Annotated in this window: 21 protein-coding genes and 1 riboswitch; of the genes, 7 read left to right on the top strand and 14 right to left on the bottom strand. The window is 46.1% G+C overall.

The genetic code is table 11. The features are described 5' to 3' along the window. Positions 1-55: 55 nt before the first annotated feature. The 5 genes from yacG to pilB are packed head-to-tail and all read right to left on the bottom strand — an operon-like array spanning position 56 to position 4,822. On the bottom strand, positions 56-268 hold the full coding sequence (gene yacG, locus B2739_RS08650) for a DNA gyrase inhibitor YacG (protein WP_082191340.1): 213 nt from the start codon (positions 266-268) through the stop codon (positions 56-58). 21 nt (positions 269-289) lie between these two features. Beyond that, entirely contained in the window at positions 290-898 is a 609-nt protein-coding gene (gene coaE / locus B2739_RS08655; RefSeq protein ID WP_331345462.1) for a dephospho-CoA kinase, read from the bottom strand. A gap of 4 nt (positions 899-902) precedes the next feature. Continuing rightward, positions 903-1,802 carry an A24 family peptidase gene (locus B2739_RS08660; protein WP_331345463.1) on the bottom strand — a complete coding sequence of 300 codons (900 nt, stop codon included), beginning with the start codon at positions 1,800-1,802 and terminating at the stop codon, positions 903-905. Between the two features lie 2 nt (positions 1,803-1,804). Then, complete coding sequence (locus B2739_RS08665; protein ID WP_331345464.1) at positions 1,805-3,091, bottom strand: type II secretion system F family protein; 1,287 nt, start codon at positions 3,089-3,091, stop codon at positions 1,805-1,807. A 3-nt stretch (positions 3,092-3,094) separates the two neighbouring features. Then, entirely contained in the window at positions 3,095-4,822 is a 1,728-nt protein-coding gene (gene pilB, locus B2739_RS08670; RefSeq protein WP_331345465.1) for a type IV-A pilus assembly ATPase PilB, read from the bottom strand. Positions 4,823-5,105: 283 nt separating this feature from the next. Here pilB and B2739_RS08675 point away from each other — a divergent pair, with 283 nt between their 5' ends. The 4 genes from B2739_RS08675 (at position 5,106) to B2739_RS08690 (ending at position 8,348) form a co-directional block, all read left to right on the top strand. After that, on the top strand, positions 5,106-5,615 hold the full coding sequence (locus tag B2739_RS08675; RefSeq protein WP_331345466.1) for a pilin: 510 nt from the start codon (positions 5,106-5,108) through the stop codon (positions 5,613-5,615). A gap of 64 nt (positions 5,616-5,679) precedes the next feature. Continuing rightward, the gene (locus B2739_RS08680) at positions 5,680-6,909 is read left to right on the top strand and encodes a serine hydrolase domain-containing protein (RefSeq protein WP_331345467.1); all 1,230 of its coding nucleotides are present in this window, start codon (positions 5,680-5,682) and stop codon (positions 6,907-6,909) included. Between the two features lie 21 nt (positions 6,910-6,930). Then, on the top strand, positions 6,931-7,626 hold the full coding sequence (gene tfpZ / locus B2739_RS08685) for a TfpX/TfpZ family type IV pilin accessory protein (RefSeq protein WP_331345468.1): 696 nt from the start codon (positions 6,931-6,933) through the stop codon (positions 7,624-7,626). Positions 7,627-7,853: 227 nt separating this feature from the next. Further along, a complete protein-coding gene (locus tag B2739_RS08690) occupies positions 7,854-8,348 on the top strand; it encodes a pilin (RefSeq protein ID WP_331345469.1) in 495 nt (164 codons plus the stop codon). Here B2739_RS08690 and nadC read toward each other — a convergent pair. Next, the gene (nadC, locus tag B2739_RS08695) at positions 8,345-9,202 is read right to left on the bottom strand and encodes a carboxylating nicotinate-nucleotide diphosphorylase (RefSeq protein ID WP_331345470.1); all 858 of its coding nucleotides are present in this window, start codon (positions 9,200-9,202) and stop codon (positions 8,345-8,347) included. The genes B2739_RS08690 and nadC overlap by 4 nt on opposite strands. A gap of 217 nt (positions 9,203-9,419) precedes the next feature. On the opposite strand from nadC, the gene B2739_RS08700 reads away from it, so the two are divergent. Next, positions 9,420-12,047: a DUF1631 domain-containing protein gene (locus B2739_RS08700; protein WP_331345471.1), complete on the top strand. Its 2,628-nt coding sequence runs from the start codon at positions 9,420-9,422 to the stop codon at positions 12,045-12,047. 178 nt (positions 12,048-12,225) lie between these two features. Here B2739_RS08700 and uca read toward each other — a convergent pair whose 3' ends face one another. The 6 genes from uca to B2739_RS08730 all read right to left on the bottom strand — a co-directional run bounded on the left by uca (position 12,226) and on the right by B2739_RS08730 (position 20,345). Next, the gene (gene uca / locus B2739_RS08705) at positions 12,226-15,831 is read right to left on the bottom strand and encodes an urea carboxylase (protein ID WP_331345472.1); all 3,606 of its coding nucleotides are present in this window, start codon (positions 15,829-15,831) and stop codon (positions 12,226-12,228) included. A 170-nt stretch (positions 15,832-16,001) separates the two neighbouring features. Continuing rightward, positions 16,002-16,643, bottom strand: a complete 642-nt coding sequence (locus tag B2739_RS08710; RefSeq protein WP_331345473.1) for an urea amidolyase associated protein UAAP2 — start codon at positions 16,641-16,643, stop codon at positions 16,002-16,004. A 154-nt stretch (positions 16,644-16,797) separates the two neighbouring features. Beyond that, positions 16,798-17,532 (bottom strand): urea amidolyase associated protein UAAP1, encoded by a 735-nt coding sequence (locus B2739_RS08715; RefSeq protein WP_331345474.1) that lies wholly within the window; start codon positions 17,530-17,532, stop codon positions 16,798-16,800. A 3-nt stretch (positions 17,533-17,535) separates the two neighbouring features. Beyond that, positions 17,536-18,312: an ABC transporter ATP-binding protein gene (locus B2739_RS08720; RefSeq protein WP_331345492.1), complete on the bottom strand. Its 777-nt coding sequence runs from the start codon at positions 18,310-18,312 to the stop codon at positions 17,536-17,538. 64 nt (positions 18,313-18,376) lie between these two features. Further along, on the bottom strand, positions 18,377-19,198 hold the full coding sequence (locus tag B2739_RS08725; protein WP_331345475.1) for an ABC transporter permease: 822 nt from the start codon (positions 19,196-19,198) through the stop codon (positions 18,377-18,379). An 85-nt stretch (positions 19,199-19,283) separates the two neighbouring features. Further along, positions 19,284-20,345: a putative urea ABC transporter substrate-binding protein gene (locus B2739_RS08730; protein WP_331345476.1), complete on the bottom strand. Its 1,062-nt coding sequence runs from the start codon at positions 20,343-20,345 to the stop codon at positions 19,284-19,286. A 68-nt stretch (positions 20,346-20,413) separates the two neighbouring features. Then, a riboswitch (guanidine-I (ykkC/yxkD leader) is annotated at positions 20,414-20,589 on the bottom strand. 435 nt (positions 20,590-21,024) lie between these two features. Here B2739_RS08730 and B2739_RS08735 point away from each other — a divergent pair. Together B2739_RS08735 and B2739_RS08740 are read left to right on the top strand one after the other, a co-directional pair. Further along, positions 21,025-23,436, top strand: a complete 2,412-nt coding sequence (locus B2739_RS08735) for a DUF1631 family protein (RefSeq protein WP_331345477.1) — start codon at positions 21,025-21,027, stop codon at positions 23,434-23,436. Further along, positions 23,433-23,795, top strand: coding sequence for a PilZ domain-containing protein (locus B2739_RS08740; protein WP_331345478.1), 363 nt, complete (start codon positions 23,433-23,435; stop codon positions 23,793-23,795). Before B2739_RS08735 ends, B2739_RS08740 begins: the two co-directional genes overlap by 4 nt. A gap of 11 nt (positions 23,796-23,806) precedes the next feature. Here B2739_RS08740 and B2739_RS08745 read toward each other — a convergent pair whose 3' ends face one another. Together B2739_RS08745 and B2739_RS08750 are read right to left on the bottom strand one after the other, a co-directional pair. Then, positions 23,807-24,922 (bottom strand): phospholipase A, encoded by a 1,116-nt coding sequence (locus tag B2739_RS08745; RefSeq protein WP_331345479.1) that lies wholly within the window; start codon positions 24,920-24,922, stop codon positions 23,807-23,809. A gap of 119 nt (positions 24,923-25,041) precedes the next feature. After that, positions 25,042-26,019, bottom strand: a complete 978-nt coding sequence (locus tag B2739_RS08750; protein WP_331345480.1) for a hypothetical protein — start codon at positions 26,017-26,019, stop codon at positions 25,042-25,044. Positions 26,020-26,128 lie beyond the last annotated feature (109 nt).

Below are 26,128 nucleotides of genomic sequence, written 5' to 3' on the forward strand. Positions count from 1 at the left end.
GGAAATATCTTCAACTAGATAATATCTCCCATGTTTTTGTTGCAGTCTCGACTATTTAGAACTCATGCTTGTCTTCTGAATTAATGTCCAAATTATCTCCTGCAATACGATGGTTTTCACTTGCCCATTCTCCCAAGTCAATTAGCCGGCATCGGTCGCTGCAAAATGGTCGATGAGGGAAGCTTTCGTTCCATAAAATCATCTTCTTACAGGTTGGGCAGCTGATTTTTAATGTATTTAAGTCGGTGTTATTCAGGGATTCTTGCATATGGAATATTGATGTTGTCGTTTATCGGGGGGACATTTCAAGATAGCGTTGGTGTAGTTTTTCTATTTGCTCGTCAAGCTCATCAAGGTTGCCGTGGTTTTGGATGATATCATCTGCTTTTGCACAACGCTCTTGTCTTGATAATTGTGTATTCATGATTGCTTTAATTTGGGCTGTATCATTACGGTCACGTGTACTTGCCCTCTCTATTTGTAGCTGTTCGCTGGCATCAATCACCAAAATGCGATTAGTTAATTCAAATTGACGTGTTTCCAATAACAGAGGCGATGCCAGAATCACATAAGGGCTTTCTGCATTTGCCAGTTGATTGCGTATTTCCAAATTGATGATAGGGTGCAGCAGATTTTCAAGCCATTTTTTCTCGTGTGGATTGGAAAAAATAATGTCGCGGAGTTTGCGTCGGTCGAGCTCCCCGCTCGTTGTCAGTATCTCCTCGCCAAAATGAAGGCTGATGTCATGTAGTGCTGTGCTACCGGGCAAAACAACATCACGAGCAATATTGTCCGCATCAACAATGACTATTCCTCTCGCGGCAAAGAGTCGGCAAGCCTCTGACTTTCCGCTGCCAATACCACCTGTAAGTCCCACAATTAATTTGGTATTTTTCACTGATTTAATAAGACACAAAGAGTTTCAGATAGGTTTGGTTGATGGTATCGCCCCATATAAATGCGATCCAGCCTGCGATTGCTAAATATGGGCCAAACGGGATAGGAATACTTTTATCGCGTCCGCGGATCAGTATCATCGATAGACCAATTACAGCGCCTACAAGTGAAGACAGTAAAATAATCTGCGGCAACATTTGCCAGCCCATCCAAGCCCCTAGAGCGGCCAGCAATTTAAAATCGCCATAACCCATCCCTTCTTTTCCCGTAAGCATTTTAAAGAGCTTGTAAACAGACCAGAGGGATAAATAACCTGCAATAGCTCCCCATAATGCACTAGGTAAATCAGTAAAGGTGTTAAAACTATTCGCAATCAGGCCAAGCCACAAAAGTGGAAGTGTGATGTCATCGGGTAATAAATAGGTATCAATATCGATCATGGTTAGTGCGATAAGTGACCATGTCAAAAATAGTGCTGCCAGTCCACTCCAGTTAATACCGAAATAATAGATTACTGCAACGGACAGTAATCCCGTCACTATTTCAATAATCGGGTAACGAACAGAAATACCTGCATGGCAGTTTGAGCATTTGCCGCGTAAGAATAGGTAGCTAATAACAGGAATATTTTCCCATGCGCGAATCTTATGTCTGCACTTAGGGCAAGTAGATGCAGGAGTCATTAAATTAAATGACTCCTGCTTTTCACTTGGTTGATGCAATTGTGTAGTGATGTTGCTATCAGCAGCTAAAAAATCCTGGCATTGATTTTGCCACTCTCGCTCCATCATTTTCGGGAGACGATAAATAACAACATTCAGAAAACTCCCAACCAATAAACCTAATATGAGTGCGCAGGCTATTCCTAGAATTGGATAGACTTGCAGAGCAGAAAAAAAAGTCACGTTTATACAACCGCCCCGAGTTGGAAAATGGGGAGGTACATTGCGATCATCAGGCCGCCAACCAATATACCTAATACTGACATGATCATTGGTTCAAGTAAGGATGTGAGTGTATCCACCATGTTGTCGACGGCTTCTTCATAATAAACAGCGACTTTATCAAGCATTGCATCCAACGCACCCGATTCTTCACCAATCGCTGACATTTGAATTAATAGCGTTGGGAATATCCCGCTGGCTTTCAATGCGGTATTCAGCTGAATACCTGTAGAAACATCCTCGCGAACTTTAATGATCGCATTTGCGTAAATTCTATTTCCCGCTGCACCTGCAACAGATGTAAGAGCATCAATTAGAGGTACCCCCGCAGCAAATGTGGTTCCTAATGTTCGTGCGAATCGGGCCATAATAGATAGATAAATAATTTTTCCAACGATTGGAATTCGCAATACGTATTTATCGACTAGGTAGGCAAATGCACTGGACCGCCTAACGGCTTCTTTAAATGCAAATACGGCTGCAGCCATTCCGATAAGAATAATAAACCAGTAGTTTTGTGCTAATTCAGATAGATGCAATACAAATAATGTAAATGCGGGCAGGTCTGCTCCAAATCCACTAAAGGTTTCTGCAAATTGTGGTACTACTTTGACAAGTAATATCCCGGTCACCACGATCGCAACAATAATAACCGCGATAGGATAGGTGAGAGCTTTTTTGATTTTTGCTTTTAATGCTTCGGTTTTTTCTTTGTATGTTGCGATTCTGTCAAGCATGGTTTCCAGCGCACCAGCTTGCTCTCCTGCATCAACAAGATTGCAAAATAGTTCATCGAAGTACTTAGGGTGTTCTTTGAGTGAGTTGGCAAACCCTCCACCTGCTGCGACGCTATCGCGAATTTGTAAAACCAATTTGCGCAGGTTAGGGTTTTCCAAACCATCCGCAACAATATCAAACGCTTGTACTAACGGGACGCCTGCTTTCATCATTGTTGCCATTTGACGAGAAAACACGGCTATATCTGCGGGCTTAATTGCTTTGCCGCCCGCACCAAATAACGGTTTGGGTTTTTTGGATATGGTCCGTACAGTAATGCCTTGTTTGGCTAACAGTGTTTTAACAATAGTTGGACTGCCGCCATTCATTTCTCCCTGGATTTTATTGCCTTTTTTATCAACACCTTTATATACATAGGTGTTGCTGGTAGAGATTTGTTTTGTTTTGCTCGCCGCAGTCTTTGATTTTGCTGCTGATGAGCTGGCGGATTTTGTGGTCGATGCTAGTGCCATGGATTAATCCTTGGTGACTCGGTTGGCCTCTTCGAGGCTGGTTAATCCCATTGCAACTTTACGCAATGCGGATACCCGTAAATTATTAAAGCCTGCTTCTTTGGCTGCGCGAGCAATTTGGAGTGAATTACCGCCTTCCATTATAAGGTTCGCAATCAACGGGGTGATGCGAACCACTTCATATACCCCCACGCGCCCCTTATAACCACCGTTGCATTTATCGCAGCCAACTGGGTGGAATAACTGGAATTCTGCGCGCGGGATGCCTATTTCGTCAAACCCCTCTTGGGTCAAGATGTCTGATGGGATATCAGTTGCGGGCTTTTTGCAGACGGTACAAAGCCGGCGAGCCAAGCGCTGGGCAATAATCAAGCTTACACTCGTTGCAACGTTAAATGCGGGAACGCCCATATTTAAAAGACGTGTCAGTGTTTCGGGAGCGGAGTTTGTGTGGAGTGTTGATAATACCAAGTGACCAGTTTGCGATGCTTTAATTGCAATTTCTGCGGTCTCCAAATCACGAATCTCACCCACCATGATGATATCGGGGTCTTGACGTAAGAAAGAGCGAAGAGCCTCTGCAAATGTTAGCCCCACTTTGGTGTTCATTTGAACCTGATTAATACCTTCCAGGTTAATTTCCACCGGATCTTCTGCAGTGGAAATATTAACTTCCGATGTGTTCAGAATATTCAAGCCGGTATAAAGCGATACGGTTTTACCGCTACCTGTTGGGCCTGTTACCAAAATCATTCCCTGTGATTGGGCTAGCGCGTCCATGTACAGTTTTTTCTGGTCATCTTCATAACCCAGCGCATCAATCCCCAGTTTTGCAGAGCTTGGGTCAAGAATACGTAGTACGATTTTTTCGCCAAATAATGTAGGCAATGTGTTGACCCGGAAATCGATAGCGCGGGTTTTGGATACTTTTAATTTGATACGTCCGTCTTGCGGCAGCCTGCGCTCGGAGATATCCATCTGCGACATTACTTTTAAGCGAGCTGCCATACGCGTTGCTAAATTCACGGGCGGGCGAGACATTTCAGTGAGTACGCCATCTGTACGAAAACGAATGCGATAACTTTTTTCATAGGGTTCAAAGTGAATATCGGAGGCGCCTATTTTTATCGCATCCAACAGCACCTTATTGATGTATTTAACAATGGGGGCTTCATCTGCTTCTGAGGTCTCATCCTTACCGCTTCCGTCATCTACCGATTGGATATCAATGTTATCCAAATTCTCATCAAGGCCCCCCAATGCATCACTCAGGTTTCCATCTTGAGCATTCAGATAATGCTCTATTGCAGTGCGTAACTTATCAGCCTCTACTAATACCGCTTCGGTATTGATGCCGGTGTTGAATTTAATTTCATCCAGTGCATGTAAATCTGTAGGGTCAGTTACCGCCAAAAAAAGGCGATTGCCACGCCGGGCAATAGGGAGTGTGTGATGTTTCCGAATCAGCTTCTCATCAACCAGTTTTAGCGGAATAGAATCTTTGTTGATGGCTGATAAATCAAACACCGGTGAGCCAAATTCTTCTGATGCAACCCTGGCAATTGTTCTCGCATCCAGAATTTCTTTGCTGACCAGCATATCAACAAAAGGAACACCTTCTTTTTTCGCTTGCGTCACTGTTTTAGCGGCTATTTCGGCATCGAGCAGATTGTCAGCTACCAAGCGGCGAGCCAAACCATTCAAAGAAGCTGTGCTTGCTGGATTATTCATATATGGAGTCCGGTAGAGCAATTTATAACGTTGTAAGTGATGAATATTAGCCTATGTTCTGCGGAAGATGTGCGAGGAAATAGCTGGCTGACAAAAAATGTCACTTAATGTCCGAATGGGTAAGTGAGTTGCCGGGTACTAACATGGCGATTCAAGGCTGCAAAATCGGTAAAGCCTTGTCGCTGCGGGACTTCTACTCTCAATTTACGGAGTTGGTACGGGGCTTGCTCCACTCAAAGTGTTGTTCTAACACGGCTTGTGCCAATCAACCTTGGAGTTAAATATGAAAAAGTCTATGCAAAAGGGTTTTACCCTTATTGAGTTGATGATCGTTGTTGCGATTATCGGTATTTTGGCTGCTGTAGCGCTGCCGCAGTACCAAACTTACATTGCAAAATCTCAAGTTACCCGCGTAATGGGAGAGTTAGCTGCAGTAAAAACTATAGTTGAAAACTGCTTAATGGCCGGTAAAACGACTGTTACCCAACCTGGTGGTTCTGATGTAGCTCCAAATTGTTCAGTTGGCTTCACTGGCAGTTCTTTGCTGGGTCAGACTGGTACAAAAGTTCCAACCACTCCCGGCACAGGCTTAGGTGGAGTGATGGTAACGATTGCTGCAGCCGCATCGAGTGTTGAAGGCACTTTCGGTAACAGTGCGTCCGCTGTTTTGTCGGGTAAAAAATTGACTTGGTCTCGCGATGCGAACGGTAGTTGGACATGTGGAACCGATGTTGACGAGAAATACGCTCCACCAGGCTGTCCTGTTGCTGCTGCTGGCGGTGGCGGTGCATAATATGTGTTGCTAGCCCAAAGAAGCCACCTTCGGGTGGCTTTTTTATGTACAAAGTTAATACCTTATGAAATCAAAGTGGATTAAATACCCTGTTACGGCATTTCTGATTGCAGTTTCCTTCTGGTTTTATTTTCAGCTCTCTACTTACCCTTACAAAGTGGCTCGTTGGTATCAGCCGCTTGAAGCCAAATTTGTTTTAACATTTTCTACACAATGTTCTCGTGATTCGGGTTGGTTGGGATTGTTTATTGATCATGCCGTTACTAACCAAGGTGCTTATTCTGCACAGGTCACCTTTTTAGATTCAGATAAGCAAGCGCATACCTGTGAATCTGGTTATAAAAAAGCGTTTATGAGTGAACCGGTGACATCTAATAATCGTTACCGTTATGCAAGCACCAGCAAGCTGATAACGACATCCGCTATTTTGAAATTGGCGAACGAACATAAAGTAGATCTTGATGAAAAAGTAGTGAGCTTTTTTCCTGAGCTAACAGAATTTAGTGATGTTCGTATTGAACAGATCACGATTGCTCATTTACTTAATCATCGTGCGGGGTTTGATCGCCTCACATTGGCGGGCGACCCTATGTTTTTATTGCGTAATAAACCTTGGTGTCCGAATGACGTAAGTGAGTTACAGAGATTAAGGCTGGCGTTTAATCCGGGTGAGCAGCAAATTTATTCCAATCTTGGATATTGCTTATTGGGTGAAATTATTCACCGTGTTACAGGCGAGGGTTATCGTAGCTATATCGAGAAAGTGTTTTCATTAGATAAACGAAATATCAAATTTATAAATAACTACTTCTACGATGATGAGGTCAGGTACGATTACCGTTACGAGGAAACCTATAACGATTCCTATCTAGGGCTGTTTGATTTTGAAGCAGTATCTGCCGCAGCAGGCCTTTCAGGTTCTGCTACTGCTTTAGCTGGGTTGTTATGGGATATTCAGCATAGGCAATCAACGTCACCCTTTGAATTAAAAGCCACTAATGAAGAATGCAACCTACTAAAAGTAGATGAATGCCTTGTATTAGGTGTACGCCATTACCAGCCTGAAAAAGAAGGAATAATGCTTCATTATCATGAAGGTTATTTGCCGGGTTCTGCTTCTATCGCGGTTGTCGATAGTTACGGTGGTGTAACTGTTTTGCTTAAAAGTGGCGCTAATCGGCATCAAGAAAACCCCGATAATGAGTGGGTTCGTTGGATTTACAAACGATTAACGCTTTACTACGTCTTACAAGGCAAGTTGCCAGTGTTGAATGTGATGGCCCCTCATCATTAATTACCAAAGAAGTTAATGTTTATGAAATTTCGTCTTTTTTGTTTTGCTTCCCACTTATTGATTTCATTTGTGATTGCGCTTTTGACAGTTTTTGTTGTTTTTTTGGTGTGGTACCCCTCACCACTGGATAAAGCATTGGGAGTGGCCGATATTTTTTTATTGTTGTTATGTATCGATGTGATTATTGGGCCGTTACTGACATTAATCGTTGCTAAGCAAGGCAAAAAGACGTTGAAAATGGATCTGTCTATTATCGGTGTTTTGCAAATTGCTGCACTGAGTTATGGTTTATATATTGTTGCGCAAGGCAGGCCGGTCTGGTTGGTGTATAACAATAATCGTTTTGAAGTTGTGCAAGCCTATGAGGCAATAGCTAACCCTCAACCTTCATGGGGTGATTTCCCTTTGTCTTTAACTGGTCCTATATGGGGTGCGGTGATTGAGCCTGTCCCTGCTGCTGTCGCGAGACGAGACGCATTTTATCAAGCCGCACTTTTGCAAAAATATGAGTTGGTCGCCAATAAAAACGGCTCCAATGCTATGCCGATTGAAGTGCTTAAGCGCTTTAACAATGCTGATAAGGTCGATCAAGAGGCTGGCAAGTATCCAGCTGCAAATAGTTATATCCCCATGATAGGCAAACAAAAACCCATGGTTGTATTTGTTGATAAAAGAACAGGTGAAGTTATTGCGATTGTTGATCTCGCTCCATGGTAAATCAGCGGCATTTACTGCGAGCAGAGAAAATGAATTCCATCAGCTATCAAACTATTTCACATTTGGACAATTTTTGTCACTTGCTGTGAAGTTATTTAGTTTTATTCATAATAAAAGCAAATGGATTTAAGTTCGTTTTATACAAATACTGCCTGTATTGTCTTGATTTAGTTCTAATATGTTTGATTTTTTAGTTTGGCGTAATAATTGCTCATTGTGAGAAATAAATGAAATTTTTCTCTGGGCATGAGCAAATGAAAAAATTTTCGTCAGCGGGTTTTACATTAATTGAATTAATGATTGTAGTTGCAATCATCGGAATTCTAACGGCTGTAGCGCTACCCGCGTATCAAAATCATGTTGCCAAATCGCAAGCAACGAGAGTCATGACAGAAACGGGTGGTTTGAGGGCGCTGATTGAAAACTGTGTGAATGGCGGCCGTACAACAGTCGGCTCTGGATTGGATGAATGTGATCCTAATGCATCAGGCTCATCACTAATTGATGGCGCTTCCCAGACCGCTGTTGTGCTCGCACCTGGCTTGGGCGTGCCACAAGTGACCTTTGGTGCAGGTGGTATTGTTACTGTTGAAGCGACTTTTAGTGGTCAGGCCCATCCGGTTTTTGCATCACAAAAATTAACTTGGCAGCGTAGCGCAAATGGTTCGTGGACTTGTTCTACAACAATAGAAGAGCAGTATCGTCCTGCAGGGTGTAACTAACTACCCACTCTCATCGACAAATCCACAGCCTTGCAATGCTTCGTTAATCCACCAATAGAAATAAAATCCACACCGGTTTCTGCAGTAGGGACCAGTGTGGATTCGTTGATATTACCGGATGCTTCCAGCTTTGCCTTTCCTGCATTGATGGCAACCGCTTTTTTCATGTCGGCAATAGAAAAATTATCGAGCATGATGATATCTGCACCTGCGGTTAATGCTTGATCCAACTCTTCAAACGTTTCTACTTCCACTTCGACAGGTTTGCCGGGGGCAATTTTATGTGCAGCGGCAACTGCGTTTGCAATACTTCCGCAGGCGGCAATGTGGTTTTCTTTTATCAAAAAGGCATCGTACAAACCAATCCGGTGGTTATGGCAGCCACCGCAAGCAACGGCATATTTTTGTGCGGTGCGCAGGCCGGGGATGGTTTTGCGGGTGTCCAGTAGTTTGACGTGGGTATGGGCTACTTTCTGTGCATAGTGATGGCTGATAGTGGCGGTGCCGGAGAGCGTCTGTACAAAATTCAGTGCCGCGCGTTCACCTGTCAGCAGACTGCGGGCGCTCCCCTTGAGCGTGAAGAGCGTACTATTTGCGCTTGCTGCCTGCCCATCTTCTATGTGCCAGATAACCTCAACTTGCGGATCTAACTGGCGGAACACTTCTTCTACCCAGGCTTTGCCACAAAAAATGCAATCTTCACGTGTGATGATGTGCGCTTGTGCGGTTTGGTTTGCCGGAATCAATTGGGCGGTGATATCGCCGCTTCCAATGTCTTCTGCCAGCGCAATTTTCACGCTATTGGTTATATCGGCGGCGAGTGTTGGCAGATTTTTGCTATAAAAAGAGTTCATTAGATGTGTCGAATAATTAAACAGTTTAAGCGATAAAACGGGCTATTTTGGCGCGCCAGTTTTCCCCTAATTCCAAAATCTACTTAAAAAACGCTAAAACGCCAGAGCAGTTATAGCTATTTGTGATATGTCTCTCGATCTTATCATTTGCCTGTCTGGTGTGTCTTGGCCTTGGTTATACTTCATTCAAGCACGTTTTTCCCAATGGTAATCAACCATGTCCGAGCATATGAAATCTGACCCCAAAAAGGTTGTTCAACTGAACGTCGAGCGGAATTCAACCGCCAATTCCCAAGTGGCGCTCGCACGCTTACCTGCTGCTATGCACACGTTGCGCGACAAAGCGCGGCAGCAGCTACAGCTTTTCCTGCGTGAGTTGTTCGATAAAGTAGATGATGCCATGTTTGAATTGGCAGACAAAGCAAACAATAACCACGATCAGAACATCTTTTTTGATTCTATGCGCGAAGTGCGTATCCGTCGCCGTGCGATGGAAACAGCATTTTTCCGCAGTATTGATATTCGCTTCGCCCAGTTGCTTGATCCTTCAGCATATCGCGATGAAAGCCCGTCGGGTGAAAAAAGCATCTCTCTGGATGATTTGTCGCTGGTAAAAAATGATGAATTGGAAGAAATGGTTGCTGTTGATGGCATGATCAACAAAGCAAACGAGCAATTTGCCGAAGCCATCCAGCATCTGACGTTGCGCATTGATCATTTGGTGCCAACCAAGGTTTATCAAAAAAATAATCCGCTAGGCGTTGATGTTATTTGTAATGCATTTACTGACTCGACAAAAACACTGAATGTTGATGTAAAAGCCAAGTTGGTATTGTTCAAGTTGTTCGACAATATTGTCATGACCAAGCTTGGCAAGTTGTTTGCCGCGCTGAATCAAACATTAGTTGATGCGAATATTTTGCCATCGCTCAAAGAAGATGTTCGCCCTAAAAAATCATCATCAGCCTCTACAAGCGTTGACCAATTTGGTCAAGGTATCAGTGCGAATTTTAATGTGGGAGGATCAGTTGGTGCTGAAACAGGTGGGCTTGTTCAAAGTTATGATGAACAAACCAACCAGGTCTTGCATCAATTGCGCAATCTGTTGGGTTCCAATCGTAGTAGTCCACCCGTGCAGTTACCCGGTGAGGAAGTTACTACAAAAGATTTAATTAAAATCCTTTCGCTTGCCCAACAACAAAATACGCTCAGTGCGCCTGCTGCGCCCGTTAATTTACGCAATTTGCTCGGCGATTTGTTACGCAGTGAAACCCAAACGGCAGCAGCTATTAATCAGGTCGATGATGATGTCATCAATCTTGTTAGCATGATGTTTGAGTTCATTCTGGATGACCGTAACCTTGCGGCACCGATGAAAGCGTTGATTGGCCGCTTGCAAATTCCTATGGTTAAAGTGGCAATTGCCGATAAGACTTTTTTCAGTAAAGGCGGCCATCCTGCTCGCCGTTTATTAAACGAAATGGCGATGGCTTGTTTGGGATGGCAAGAATCCAGCGAGGAAAATCAACGTAAAGACAGCCTCTTCAACAAAATGGAAGAAACAGTTCGTACGGTGCTTACTGATTTTGATACGGACATGAGTATTTTCGAGCGGTTGTTGGTGGATTTCCGCTCATTCCTTGATAAAGAAAAACGCCGTGCACAAATTCTTGAACAGCGCACTATTGATGCTGAAGATGGCAAAGCAAAATCCGAACGCGCGCGTGCGCAGGTCGATGCAGAATTAAATCGTATTTGCGCGGGTAAAGACTTGCCTCTGGCAGTAACAAAATTATTGCGTGAGGCATGGGCCAACGTGATGTTTATCACTTCGCTCAAGCAAGGGGTGGATAGTGACGAGTGGCGTAATGCTTCCGCAACGGCACAGCAATTGGTTTGGAGTGTCGTTGCTCCTATGGATAAAGATAATCGTCAGCGCTTATTAAAGCTTGTGCCTGAACTGCTACAAAAATTACGCACAGGTTTGGAAAGTATTTCGTTTAGTCCATTTGAAACTACCAATCTGTTTAAACAATTGGAAACTGTGCATTTGGCGCGTTTGCGTGGTGATCAGAAACCTGTAGCAGAAGTAGCGACATCTTCAGCTGCCGCATTGGAAGCAAAAGCCACTGAAATGGCTACCAAAAATGCAGATATGAAAGCAGCTATGCTGGAAGCGCAACGCAAAGCGCAGCAGGCGGCGAGCGCAGCAATTCAATCATCAGTTACTCAGTCATCCATCGTTCAACCATTAATCGCTCAACAGCCCGAAAATCAAACGGAACAACGCGCACAGGCGGTAACAAGTGATACTGCTGCGGAAGTATCAGAACCGATTTTCACCGTTGTTGCAGAGTCTGCTGCTGTAGTGAATGAAACAGAAGCAGCAGTAGTTGAAATGCCGGCAGCGAATGAAGTTTCAGTCGCAAATGAAGAATTTGCAGCAAGTGAAGATACAAGTGTTGCTACTCAGTCCATCGGTGTTTCAGAATCGACAGTGGACGAAAATATTTCTGCTAATACTCATGACGCTGCCATCAGCGAAAGCATTCAAGTGGATCCTCAGCACCTTGCATTGGTGAGCAATATTACCCAAGGTACATGGTTTGAAATGCAAGGCGATGCAGGTGAAAAATACCGCTGTCGATTGGCTGCCATTATCCGCTCTGTTGGAAAATACATTTTTGTTAACCGTTCGGGTATGAAAGTCGCAGAGGAAAGTCGTGAAAGTCTGGCACTTGCACTGCAAACCAAGCGCCTGACTATTTTGGATGATGGTATGCTGTTTGATCGTGCGCTGGAGGCTGTTATTGGCACTTTGCGCGATCAGCGTAATTTGAGTTAGTTGCTTTTCTCTCCTTCCTTGTTTCTCTTCTCCTGGACATTACCCGGCTAAGTGCCGGGTTTTTTATTAATTTAATTCTCGTCATTCCCGCGTGCGGGAATCCATGGGTTTAATGTCAAAAGCTGGACTCCCTCGTGCGGGAGAGACAATGGAATGCTTAAGCAGGATGGGCGCAAAATTAGCTTGCTTCCAATACTACTAGTGTTTGTCCTGCCTGCACGCGAGCGCCATCGGTTTTTAAGAGATGTGTTACGGTGCCTGCGCAAGTTGCCGTAATATTGATCTCCATTTTCATCGATTCCAAAATCAATAGCACATCGCCTGCACTCACTCGCTGCCCGACTTTTACTTGAGTCTGCCAAACACTGCCCGATACCGAGCTATCAATGCGGATGGCATCCTCTGGTAGTTCAGTGTCAGCGTTTTCTTCGATAGTTTCAGGCTGCTCATAATTGAATTGGCCATTGGCATGCCAGCGTGCCAGTTCCTCATCAAAGGCTTTTTCGCGCTGCTGAGTAAATGCAGTAATTGATTCCTGATTCGTTTCAATAAATGCCTGGTATTCGCGCAAATTGAATTGGCTCTGTTCGATCTTGATCGGGTAGCGCCCTTGCGGAAAATTATTGCGAATATCCTGTAATTCTTCTGCACTGACTTCATAAAAACGGATTTGATCAAAAAAATTCAGCAGCCAAGGTTGTTTAAATTCTTTTGTCTGGCGATAGCGGTTCCACATTTGTAATGTGCGCCCGACAAATTGATAACCGCCGGGGCCTTCCATTCCGTAAACACACAAATAGGAACCACCAATTCCCACGGAATTTTCTGCAGTCCAGGTGCGTGCGGGATTATATTTTGTAGTCACCAAACGATGGCGCGGATCAATAGGCGTTGCAACTGGTGCTCCTAAATACACATCGCCTAATCCCATCACCAAATAAGAGGCGTTAAATAAAATTATTTTAACATCCGCAATTGAACCCAATCCATTAATACGGCGGATAAACTCCAGATTACTTGGGCACCAGGGTGCATTGGCGCGTACCGATTGCATATATTTCTGGATGGCAAGTTGGCACGCGCTGTCATCCCAACTGAGCGGCAAGTGAACAATACGCGAAGGCACACTTAATTCACTCAATTGCGCGACTAATTCCCGCTCCGCTTTTTCCAAATGAGCTAGCAATACATTCAGGGATAGTATTTGGCTGTTGTAATGGATTTGCAGTGAGCGAATGCCCGGTGTTAATTCGCGCAAACCGGGAAGCGAATTTTTTTCCAGCCATTGCATTAGTGCATGGGCGCGGAAGCGCAATTGGATATCCAGCTCCAGCGCGCCGTATTCGACCAAAAGAAAATGATCGCCCGCGACACGGTAAACAATATCTTCGCCAAAATCGCTGGCCGCTAATGTTTTAACGATAGGGGATACAGGCGCAATCGCTTTCCATTCGCTCGCGGTGTTTTCCAACTGTTTCAACGATTCGTTTTGCGCTTTTTCAATAGCGACTGCATCTTCAATACTGATCGCAATAAAACGGATTTTATCCCCCGCGCGAACCTGGCCAAGCTTCCATAAATCGGCGCTGATGACAGTTGCCGGGCAAACAAATCCGCCGAGTGATGGACCATCCGGCCCGAGTATGACGGGCATGTCGCCAGTAAAATCCACAGTGCCAAATGCATAGGCATTGTCGTGGATGTTGGATGGGTGCATACCCGCTTCACCGCCTGAGGTGCGTGCCCACTCAGGCTTTGGTCCAATTAAACGCACACCGGTACGGCTGGAGTTGTAATGCACTTCCCAATCGGTATTAAAAAAAGTGGCGATGTCGTTATCGGTAAAGAAATCCGGTGCGCCGTGCGGCCCGTAAATGACGCGCAATTGCCATTGGTTGTCGATGTCCGGTTTTAGACTGCTTTCAAGTACGATGGGTTTAATGTCGGAATTACAATGTTGTGCATCGAGTGCGAGAACATCGCCTGCGCGTAATGCGCGACCATTGTGGCCGCCAAATTGCCCGAGTGTGAAGGTGGATTTTGATTGCAAATAATCAGGGCATTGGATTCCGCCTGCTACGCACAAATAACTGCGCGCGCCTTTATCGGTAATCCGTCCGAGTTGTAATTGCTGTCCTGCGGCAATTGAAATGACTTCGTAGTTTGAAACAGGCTTTCCATCGAGTTTTGCATCAATAGCGGCACCGGTTAATAGTATTTTTACGGCGCAACCAAATTTGAGTGTTGGCCCTTGTAACGTAATTTCCAAACCCGCAGCCGATTCACTATTGCCCAGTAAACGGTTGCCCAAACGAAATGAATAGGAATCAAAAGCGCCGGATGTCGGCACACCCACATGCCAATAACCTGAACGGCCGGGGAAATCCTGAATAGTGGTTTGTGTTCCGCCTTGAATGACATCAATACGCGCAGGTTGATAGGCAAAACTATTTAAATAACGCGTAGTCATTTTGCCGGCAATGAGCGTGTGATCTTGTAGCAATGCACGCAAATAACCGATGTTGGTTTCAATACCGTAGAGATAAGTTTCATCTAATGTATTGGATAATCTGGTTAATGCCTCTTCGCGGTTATTCCCGTGCACAATTATTTTTGCCAACATGGGGTCAAAATATGCAGGTACCTCAATGCCGCTTTCAATCCAGTGATCGATGCGTACATTTTCATTGGTTGCTGGAAATTCGACTTTACTCAATAAGCCCGCGCAGGGTTGAAAATTGAGCGCAGGGTCTTCTGCATATACACGCACCTGAATAGCGTGACCGGTTAGTATTAATTGATCGCGCAGATTTTTGATGTTGCCCAGCTCATCGGCTGCCTGGCGCAACATCCATTCAACCAGGTCTACACCGTAAACTTCTTCGGTAACGCCGTGCTCCACTTGCAATCGCGTGTTAACTTCAAGGAAATAAAATTTCTCATCAATAGAATCGTAAATAAATTCTACTGTACCAGCGTTGCGATAGTTAACCGATGCCAACAATTGCTCTGCGGTGCGTTGCATGGCGATGCGTTGAGTACTCGATAAATTCGGAGCGGGGCATTCTTCTACTACTTTCTGATTGCGTCTTTGGCTTGAGCAGTCGCGTTCGCCAATGGCCACGGCTGTGCCTTTGCCATCGCCAAACACTTGCACCTCAATATGACGCGCAGCGGCGATGAATTTTTCCAGAAATACTCCGTCATCGGCAAAGTTGTTTTTACCCAAACGTTTTACCGAGTCAAACGCGGCAACCAAATCGCTCTCGCTATTGCACAGCTGCATACCAATACCACCGCCGCCAGCAGTGCTTTTTAACATTACGGGATAGCCGATATTCATCGCCGCCATTTTTGCTTCGTCAAGGCTTTTTAATAAATCAGTACCCGGGCAAAGCGGTACATTGGCGGCTTGTGCCAGCTCGCGTGCTTTATGTTTTAAACCGAATGTAATCATCTGTTCGGCAGTGGGTCCGATAAATACCAAGCCTGCTGCTTCGCATTCGGCTACAAAGGTGGAATTTTCACTTAAAAAACCATAGCCAGGGTGAATCGCTTGCGCACCGCTTTGTTTTGCAATGGCAATAATTTTTTTTCGATCCAGATAAGTGTGTGCGGCCGCGCCTTCACCTAAACAATAGGATTCATCGGCAAGGCGGACATGCAGTGAGTCAGTATCCGATTCTGCATACACAGCGACTGAAATGATATTGAGCTTTTTTAATGTGCGAATAATGCGTGTGGCGATGGCACCGCGGTTGGCGATAAGAACTTTGGTAAACATGTGTTGCTCCGGCAGGCCGTCCTGCTGGGGTTAATACGACAATGGTCGTCCATTGAAGATGAAAATAAATAATTTTGTAGGTTGGTGGTGAGGAACGAACCCCAACATGACAATCTCGACATGAGTGTTGGGGTTCGTTCCTCACCACCAACCTACGGGTATTTTTAAATTCAATTCCACACAATCACTTCAATCGGTGTCGGGTTGTAACCATTGCATGGATTGTTTAATTGCGGGCAATTGGATATCAGCATCACAATATCCATTTTCGCTTTTAGCTCTACGTATTTTCCCGGTGCAGAAATGCCGTCTTCAAAGGTGAGCCCGCCGTCACTGGTGACAGGAACGTTCATAAAAAAATTGATGTTGTGGGTAATGTCGCGCTTGCTAATACCGAACTCGGGATGCTCAGCAATAGCGAGCATCCAGCTGTCACGGCAGGCGTGCATGCAGCGCTTTTCCAAACTGTAGCGCACTGTGTTGCTTTCCGTTGCGCAGGCTCCCCCGAGTGTGTCGTGGCGGCCGCAAGTGTCTGCGACAATTTCCAGTAATTCGTTATTGGCATTGGATATTAATTTTGTGCCAGTAGTTAAGTATAAATTACCCTGAGCGCGTATGGTGTCCATTGCGCTGTAACGTTCGCTTGGGTCTTTCGCGTTGTAAAATAAAACATCGGCAGCTTGGTTACCTTTTAAATCCACGATGCGAAATGTTTGGCCTTGTTTTATTTCACCTAAAAAATAGTCCCCAGCGGGAACATAGTGTTTGGTGAAGGCAGTTTCAGGATGCAAATTGCTGGGAGTATGAGACATTACTTTTCCTCTTTATCAACAGGGTGCTATCAAGTCGATGGCAGGGTTGGTTATTCAGAACCGTCTGAGACATGGATGTCGAAGACGAGCCTACATGGATGTATTCACGGCGTGTTCTGAATAACCAACCCTGCTAGCGACTTGCTTCTGGCAATCATTTGTTAGCTAAATAATACAGCGCGTTATTTTGGAATCCGCGTTGGTTTTCTTCGCGGAAATTTTTGCAATAGTCATCATCGGTGACAGGGTCTGCTTCACCCAATTCAATTGCTACCGATGCAAAAGGATAGCGATTGGATTTACTTAAGGGATGAGGGCATGCGTGCATCACTACTAATGTGTCCATTTCAAAACGCAAGGTGACGCTGTTGCCAGCGCATTGGTTTTTGGTGTCGAGTTGGATATTGCCATGGTCATCGGCAATCACTTTGCTAAACCAATTAATATTGGATGCCATATCCGCGCGGCCTAAACCGTATTTGGCCAGCTCTACCAAAAATGCATCGTAGCCATTTTGAAACCATTGATTGCGATGGCTTTGGTAGTCGCGCTTGCTCCATTGTTTTTCAACCTGCTCTGCAGTGCTGCTACCGCAAATGGTGTCGTGCCAGTTACCTTCGCCGTTGGCAGAATGATCTTCCACAATCGATGCAAAAATTCGCCCCATATCGGAGTACAAACAATTGCCGCGTTGCAATTTAAATGTGTGCTGGCATTTCAATGTATCCGGTGCGTTATAGCGCTCCAATAAATTACGTGGGTTGTAAAACAGCATTCCCACATTGGCACCGCCTTCCAGATCCGTAATTTTCATCAAACTTCCGCGGCGCATTTCCAATGACCAATGGCCATTGCCGGGCAGGGTTGTGGTGTACAGCATTTTGCTCATGGTTTAAAAATCCTGTATTTCTTGTGTAACAGTTTTTAATTCGGGTGGAACTTGTGTGTTATTGCGTGTAACCGGCAAATCATAAGTAATACTTGCACCGTATGCGGTGGGTGCTTGATTATCCCGGCGTAATTTATCGAACACCCACAAACGTGTTCCCAAATAAAATCCTTCGCTTAAATCATGCGTCACCATAAAAATAGTGAGATTATGTTTGCGCCACAGCTCCAAAATTAATTGGTGCATGTCCGCACGTATGCCGGGGTCTAATGCGCCGAACGGTTCGTCAAGTAATAAAATTCGTGGTTGGCGGATAAGCGCCTGTGCGATAGCCAACCGTTGTTTCATTCCGCCGGATAATTCGTGAGGGTAGCGATGGGTTGCCTGCGTTAACCCAACTGATTCCAGTAATGCTTTTGCCTCTTCAACAACCGCTTTCTTTTTGCTGCCAAATAATTTCCCCAGCAGCGGTGAGTATTCGAATTCGCGCGCGATGATGACGTTTTCCAATACCGTTAAATGCGGGAATACAGAATATTGTTGAAACACGATGCCACGCGACTGATCCGGTTCATCGGGAATCGGTTTTCCATCCAGTAATAATTCGCCAGAGCTGGGGGATTCCATGCCCAATAGCATTTTTAAAAAAGTACTTTTGCCGCAGCCGGATGTTCCAACCATGGTAATAAATTCGCCCGCGTTGACGCTGACATTCATGCGTTCCAGTACGATGTTGTCACCGTATGTTTTCCACAGATTTTTTGCCTGGATCATCGGCATTTTTTTAGCTCTTTTTTCGTCAAGGATTGTTTTGTCAAAAGAAAGTATGGTCATACACGTCTGCTTATTTTCCAGTGGCAGGATGATGCCAGGGGAAACACAGGGTGCTGATTTTTGCCAGTAACCAATCCACCAAAAATGCCAGTAAGGTTATCCATGCAACGTAAGGCAAGATCACATCCATCGACATATAGCGACGGACTAAAAAGATGCGATAGCCCAATCCATCTGTTGATGCGATGGCTTCAGCGGCGATCAAGAATAGCCAGCCCGCGCCAAGTGACAAACGCACTGCATTGATTAATCGCGGCAGTAATTGTGGCGTTAACACCCGCACAATAATTTGCCAGGTGGATGCGCCAAGTGTTTGCGCTTTAACGAGTTGCTCAAGGGGGATTTCTTGCGTGCAGCGCTGCATATCGCGCGCAATAAACGGCGCTACACCAATTACAATTAAAGCGACTTTGGATACTTCGCCCAAACCAAACACAATAAACAGCACGGGCAGTAATGCCATCGGCGGTACAAGGGAGATTACAGTTAGCAGCGGCGATAAGGGTGAATGGATGGTGGGAATTGCGCCGGTCAATAAACCAATCGTAAAACCTAAGGTGGCTGCGATTAAAATGCCCAAGCCCAAGCGATACAAACTGCTGAGTGTGTCTTGCCAAAAAACATATTCACCGCTGCGCTTGCTCGGTTCAAATGCAAGGTTGCCAATGGCATCACCCATTTGCGCAAAACTGGGTAGTAGTTTGTCATTAACATTTTCGGCGAGGCGTGCATCAGATGCGACGAGATAAATAACCAGCAATAACGCAAACGGTAGAATCGCTAACAATAATCTGAGCGGTTTTGATGGCGTTAAATTAATAAGTCTCTTCATAGTGGTTCTGCATTATGGTTTTTCGTTTTTTAATTTCTCCACACCCAAGCCTGTCTTGGATGTGGATGCAGTGAGGTAAAAATAATTACAGTTTTTTATCGGCAGCCATTTGCATGTAGGTTGTGTCAAAACGCAGCTTCACGTTTTCTTTGTTGCCGTAAACGCCTTTAGGGCCTTCAACGCCGATGAATTCGGCATCGGGTGCGCCTTCGCCCAACAGGCCGTGGTCAAATGAAAATTCAGCAACTTTCTGCATGGTTTTTAACAGTGCATCACTGTTGACTAATTCCAATGCGGATTGCGGGGTGTAAAACATTTTGGTGCTGGCAAGTTGCGCTTCAAAACCGGCGAGGTCAGTTCCTGATGCTATTGCCATGGCTGTTTTTGCTTCAGTCGCAGCTTTGTTGGATGCGCTCATCACGCCCATGATTTCGTACCAGGCTCCGACTAATGCTTTACCGAGCGCGGGATTTTTTTCGAGTGTTTCGGTGTTCACTACCATCAAATCCATAATTTCGCCGGGAATTTGCGATGAGTCGAATACCTTGGTGCTATTGGGTTGCGTGAGAATTTCGCTTAGCAGCGGATTCCAGGTAGTGACCGCAGTGACATCTTTCGTACCATAAACTGCAACCATATCGGCATCAGAAGTGTTGACGACTTTGATGTCCGATTCTTTCAGCCCAACGGTTTCCAATCCGCGCGCCAGCAAGTAGTGGGATACGCTCAACTCCACCAAATTAACGCTCTGGCCTTTGATGTCTTTCAGGGTTTTATTTGCGCCCTTGAGCACAACGCCATCGTTACCGTTAGAGAAATCGCCCACGATCAGCGCTGTGGAATCCACGCCGCCCGCAGCGGGAATAGTCAGCGCATCCATGTTGGTCATCACACAACCATCGAACTGGCCTGCGGTATATTGGTTGATGGATTCTATGTAGTCATTGATTTGGACGACTTCGATTTCGATACCGTATTTTTTCGCCCACTTGTCTACGATTTTTTGTTCTGCAGCGTAACCCCAGGGCATCCAGCCAACATAAATAGACCAACAGACTTTGAACGGCTCTGCTGCACTGGCGGCACCGGCAGACAACATGAGTGTAAGGGCGAGTAATGGTTTTATAAGGCGGGAATGACGCAACATGAACAACCTCCAGCGGTTTTGGTTACATAGGCGTAGCGTATGGGAGCACTCTGGCAGTGATGCCATTCATCTCCCGGGCTTTTATCCCGCCGTGTAACCTCAAGGCACTACTAACTATTACTAGCTAGAAGGGACACTGCGGGATTAAGCCCTTGGTGCTGCCTGCGAAGGTCGAAAACTCTCGGACCAGACATTGCGCTTCACTGCACGGATTGGCGCAACCGGAACCCTAGTTCTCTATTACAAATTGTATGGAATAGCTAAAACCACCCAGAGTGCGGATCAGTTATTACAGGTTAGTAATCGCAAATTGGGTGCCAATTTTTTAATACGCTGATTTTGATAGGGTTTTGCAGACTTTAACGATGATGCTGGATTTAATGATGCCCTCTTATGTGGCATCTGCAGGGTGCATAAGGCTTTGTTTTGGTGCAGCATGGCTTTTTGCAGCAAACTTCAGGGATCGTGCTATTTTTAATCAATCAATGGGCTAGTCGTTGTATTGTGTGGAAGAAACTTAACGAACTGTTAAGATTGTCGCTCAGGATCACCTGTACAGATATGATCATCTGCTCTCTAGAGCTGCAGGTCCTGCCCCTGCCGTGCAAAGCGTGCCGGCTGGTTGGAAAAGAAACAAGCGCTAGGGAACATGAGAATTATGGAAAAATACGGAACAATTATGCACAACTCAGGCTTACCAGGCTCTGATATCAGCAAGACATCGACTTACTCTACGGTCGCCATGTCTGAGCAGCTGGTCATTCAATACCTCAAGCAGTGCCGCGATTTAACGCGCGGTTTTGCCTATCGTGTTTTTCCCAATTTCTGGCGGCAGTGGTGCAAGCAAGTGCTTGAAGTCGCCGAGGCTGCCAAATCCAATAAAGAACAGATAGCGCTCTACGAAACCCAGAACTTGATGGCTGCGGTACAGCAAGCCGCCGAGCAGGAATTTTGCCAGCATTTGGCAAATGGTTTTGTTAAGTTCAAGAATAAATCCCTCAATACCCTTACCGGCGAAGAGCGTTTCAGCGGCGATATTTTATCGTTGGTGGAGCACTCCGATCTTGAAGAAACCATTGCGATCACATCAATCACCCATCGTGCCGATAACTTTTTTTCCGAGCAGTTGTGGGCTATCCAGCAGCGATTGGCGCTGTTGAATGACGGTGAAAAGATCGATGAGCGCACTAATCCGGTCAGTCCGGTACAGTTTTGCGAAGCCCTGCGCAAAGTGCTGAGCAGCCTCGATATTGATGTCAAAACCAAAATCATTGGTTACAAGCTATTCGACCAGGATGTGATTGGCATGCTGGACGGCTTGTACGATGAGCTGAATGATTATTTGGTACGCCAGAATTTGTTGCCTAATTTGCGCTTTGTTCCGGCGGGTGAGAAACCGGTCAAGGCCGAGGATGCAGTGCAGGATGATCCTTCCGAGCGCAATGAACAGTCGTCACAGAATGAGAAGCAGGAAGATGTACAGCAGCTCCAGCGTCGCGCCAGCGATAAATTGCTCAGTGGTTCCCTGAACCCCAACGACATCCAATATCAAAACAGCCTGCTCAATGCGATCCGTTTATTGCAGACGCATGTGACCCAGCAATTGCCTGCCATTCAAGCGGCGCAATCACTTGCTCAACAACAGGTAGCGACAACACAAGAAACACAAGCGACCAATAATCCGGCAGTGGGTGCTACGCCAGCAGCGCCTGGTGTGCCTGCGGCGAACCTTGAGGTGTATACCCAGCCTCAATTGGTGAATGTGCTGGAGCAGCTGCAAACCCAGGCATTTACTGTTACCCAGCAAGCGTTGGCAAATCATGAATCAGGCCCCGTTCCGATTGCACCGCAATCGGTCGCAGATGTCGGCCGCAAAATGATGGAGCAGATCGCTAGCGAAAATGAAAACGGCGCGGTAGAAGCGGGCGATATGCAGACGATCGATCTGGTCGGTATGTTGTTTGAGTACATGCTGTCTGATGATCATTTACCGGATTCGGTTAAAGCGTTATTGAGTTATCTGCACACGCCATTTTTGAAAATCGCGTTTATCGATAAAGGCTTTTTTGAGCAGCCCGAACATCCGGCGCGTGTGTTGTTAAATAGCCTTGCAGAGGCGGGTGTGCGCTGGGTCAGCAACGATGGCAGTGACCAGTACGATATTTTCACCAAGATCAAAACGACGGTATTCCGTTTGCTGCAAGAATTTAAAAACGATGTACGAATTTTTGCCGAATTGCTGATTGAATTTAATGCGTACACCCATAACGTGGCGCGTCGGCAAGAGTTGATGGAGCGCCGTGCATTGGAAAAAGCACAAGGCGAAGAAAAACTACGCGAAGCGAAAATCCAGGTCAATACCGAGGTGCGCAGCCGCACCGATAACCGCGAAATGCCGTCGGCGATTTTGTTATTACTGTTGCAGCCCTGGTCGGATTATCTTTCGTTTGTGCTGCTGCGCTACGGCGACAAATCGGAGAGTTGGAAACGTGCCTTGCAAGTGATTGATGATTTGCTGTGGTCGCTGGAGCCTAAAACCCAGCAAGCCGATAAAGTAAAACAAATGGAACTTCAGGATGGCTTGCATGCGGCGCTTGAGCGCGGTTTTGAAACCATCGGTTATGAGCAAGCCAAAGGCCGCAAATTATTGGATGCTGTTTTATCACTGCAGCGTATGGCGTTGTTAAGCCGTAAAGCTGAGCCAGCTCCCGCGCCTATGCGCAGCAAGTTGGAATCGCTGGCCGCAGAAAAAGCCGGGCGCTCGGTTGTGCAGTTGCAGCCGGTATCAACCGAAGAAGCCAAAATTGTTGAGAGCTTGAAAATGGTTGAGTTCGGTACCTGGTTTGAGTTTGATGGCGGCAAGCGCCTTAAAGTGGCCTGGTATAACAAGAAAACCCAGCATTACATGTTGGTGGATCAGCAGGGGCGCAAAGTATCCCTTGCGGCAGGGCTGCAGTTGGCGCGCGATATGATCGCCGGACGTGCGCGCATTATTGCGGGCAGTACCAAGCCTTTCTTCGAGCGCGCGCTGGAAAATATCTATCACACCCTCAATGAGCGGGCAGATACTCTTAAGGCAGGTAATTCATGACCCATAACTGTTCACGCGAACACGATAGGGAGTTAGAGCGCCACACGATTAATGGCGATGTTGATGTGTATGACAGCCTGCGCGATCTCTACGTTGGCCGTCTGGTGAATATCCACACCCAGGGGTTGATGCTGATGGGAGATCTGGCGTTGGATGAGGACCGGATCTACACCCTCGACCTGCATTTGCCTGAGCCTGTGAATGGGCAATTGGTTATCCAGTTGGGTGCAGATTGTCTTTGGACGCGGGAGGCGGATCTGACGGGGAAGCACTGGGTTGGTTTTTCCATTATTGATGCATCCCCGCAGTCGATTGAATCTATACGTGCATTGGTACAGTTGTTAGGCGAAGCCTATTAATTAAAATAAATTTAAAATAAATCGGTAAACACAATGCCAAGTGAAAACACTTCCATATCGGCATTGTAATCAATCAGGCTATGGCCATAGCCGTTAAAATATTTCACTTGTCCTCGCAAATTGGTACTCACTGGAAAACTCCAGCCAAGCTCCATGGCCCCTTTGTTGTCTGCATCAAAATTATTGCGCAGCATAATATTAAAAATGTTGTTTCCTTTTTCGTAAGCGCCGTTAAATTCAAAACGCCCCATATAGTGCGTTATGTCGGCGTTGTCATCGCCATCGGGATCGCCGGGGTACTCTTGCTCTGGCTCCGGAATTCGATACCAGGGACTGAGCGCGAATATAAATCTGCCGCGCTCAAACACGCTATTGACCATGATCCGGTTCCAGCTGCGCGATTGAATCCCGCCTTTGCCATTGGATTGATGATTGAGTGCGAATTCATTCAATACGTTCCTGAAGCCGAAAATTTCCCAGTCATTGGTAAAACTTAGCAGGAGTTCCGGTTGATGATCGGTTTCGCGAAACGGTGCCGAATCTTCATCGCTGTAAATTTGCCAGAACGAATGATTGGTATATCCCAGGTAAAGATGACCATTATCATCAAACAGGTTTTCGTAAATCAGGATTTTGGTGCTGAACTGGAATTCTGCTTCGGCATGTTTTAAATCGACGAGCGCTTGTTCTTCGTTGTTATTTGTTTCGCCGTCAGTTGCTGCACTCAAATAGGGGGTGTTATTCGGGTGGCGGCTGTAACTGAGCGGCGAAAAATAATTGCGTTTGTGCGGAGTCAAAATAAACCGGTTGGAGCGGTTTAAGGCTTCCATTGCCATGCGCCGCTTGAGCAAGCGGCCTTCTGGGTTGGTCTCTTGTGGTTGATCTGTTGCGACGGTTTCTTCTTCCAATGTGGGAACGCCGGATGCGTGGTTTTGCAAGTAAAGTTCACGGCAGGCAGCGCGCAGTTCGGCAATTGTCATGCTTTCATCGGCTGTGGTCACCGATGATTGCAAGCAGGTATTGATCGCTTCAGTAGTGGGTTCTTCCAGTTCTGCAAGCGTGTGATGCGCGAAGAAAAAAAGTGTGCTCGGGATGATTAAAAAAGCCGGTAATCGAATAAATCGCATTGGACATCCTGATGGCGCTGGTGACTGTTGATGGCATTGTAAGTCGTCAACCCCCAGAGGCAAGCGATCTTTCAAAAGCCCTGTCATTCAGCACTCAGGGCGAGGCGCGGGTGAATGGCTTAATAGGACTGTACCCATACCTCAATATCCTGCTCATGCCATTGCGTTAGCAGTTGTACACCTTCATCGACCACCTTGAGGTACACATCAATAATGTCGGTTGCCAGGCTGAACAAACGGCTACTGTCAGCACTGATCTGATGTGGGTTGACCACATCGCTCTCTACCATGGATAGCAAAAACTCCAGTTTGATTTCGTAACTTTTCAGCTGGCTGAGCAGGCTCAGATCGCTATCCAATAATCCTTCAAGGCGCTTGGTTTGGTGGCGCAATTTTTCGTTATTGACCCGGGTGCATTGGATGACATAACGCAGCTTGCTGGCAAAGTCTTTATCGCAATAACCCAGCGCCGAGGCGTAGGTGGCCAGGGCGCGGATGCGGCCTATCTGCTCGGCAACAGCGGGCATCAGGCGGGTGGAAAAATGCAGGACTTCCAGATATTTGAAGCGATTGGGGTAGAGCGCTCCATCGGCATGGATAACCTTGGGTTGCTGCATTTCCGGTATGGACATTTCCGGTCTGGACAGCTCTGGTATGGACAGCTCCGGCATGGACTGAGAGGTGGGTTGTTCAAGCTGTTTGCCCAAAGCCGCCACCATACTCAGTAATTGTTCAATCAGATGGCAGTGCAATTCATAGTTATCGATGACACTGTCTTCCTGCCAGTCGCGGCTGATGGTGAGCCAGGCGTTTGCCAGATTTTCCTGATCGCGCGGGCTCAATAATTCGAAGCTGCGTGCCGAGAAGGCTTGCAGCAATTCCAATCGGCGCTCCAGTTGGACCTGTAAATGCGCCAGCTCATCGCGGAACTGCTCGTTTCCCCCCAAGGTGCCCATGGTCATACCGCGATGGCGTTGCACCGCCTTGATCATGTGGATCAGTTGTTTGGCGAGCGTCAGTGCATCCAGGCGCTGGTGATACAAGTCACAGAAGTGTGCAAACTGGCTTGAGCCTTTGCCGCGAGATGGTGCAGCCATAGCTGCTCCCTGTCTGTTGATGGTGCTTGTGGCCATGGTCAACTCTACTCCGAAGTCTGGAAACCGTTAGTGGGGCTGCATCCAACCTGTCTCCTAATAAGGAATGACA

This window comes from Cellvibrio sp. UBA7661, from assembly GCA_002483365.1.
GTDB lineage: Bacteria > Pseudomonadota > Gammaproteobacteria > Pseudomonadales > Cellvibrionaceae > Cellvibrio.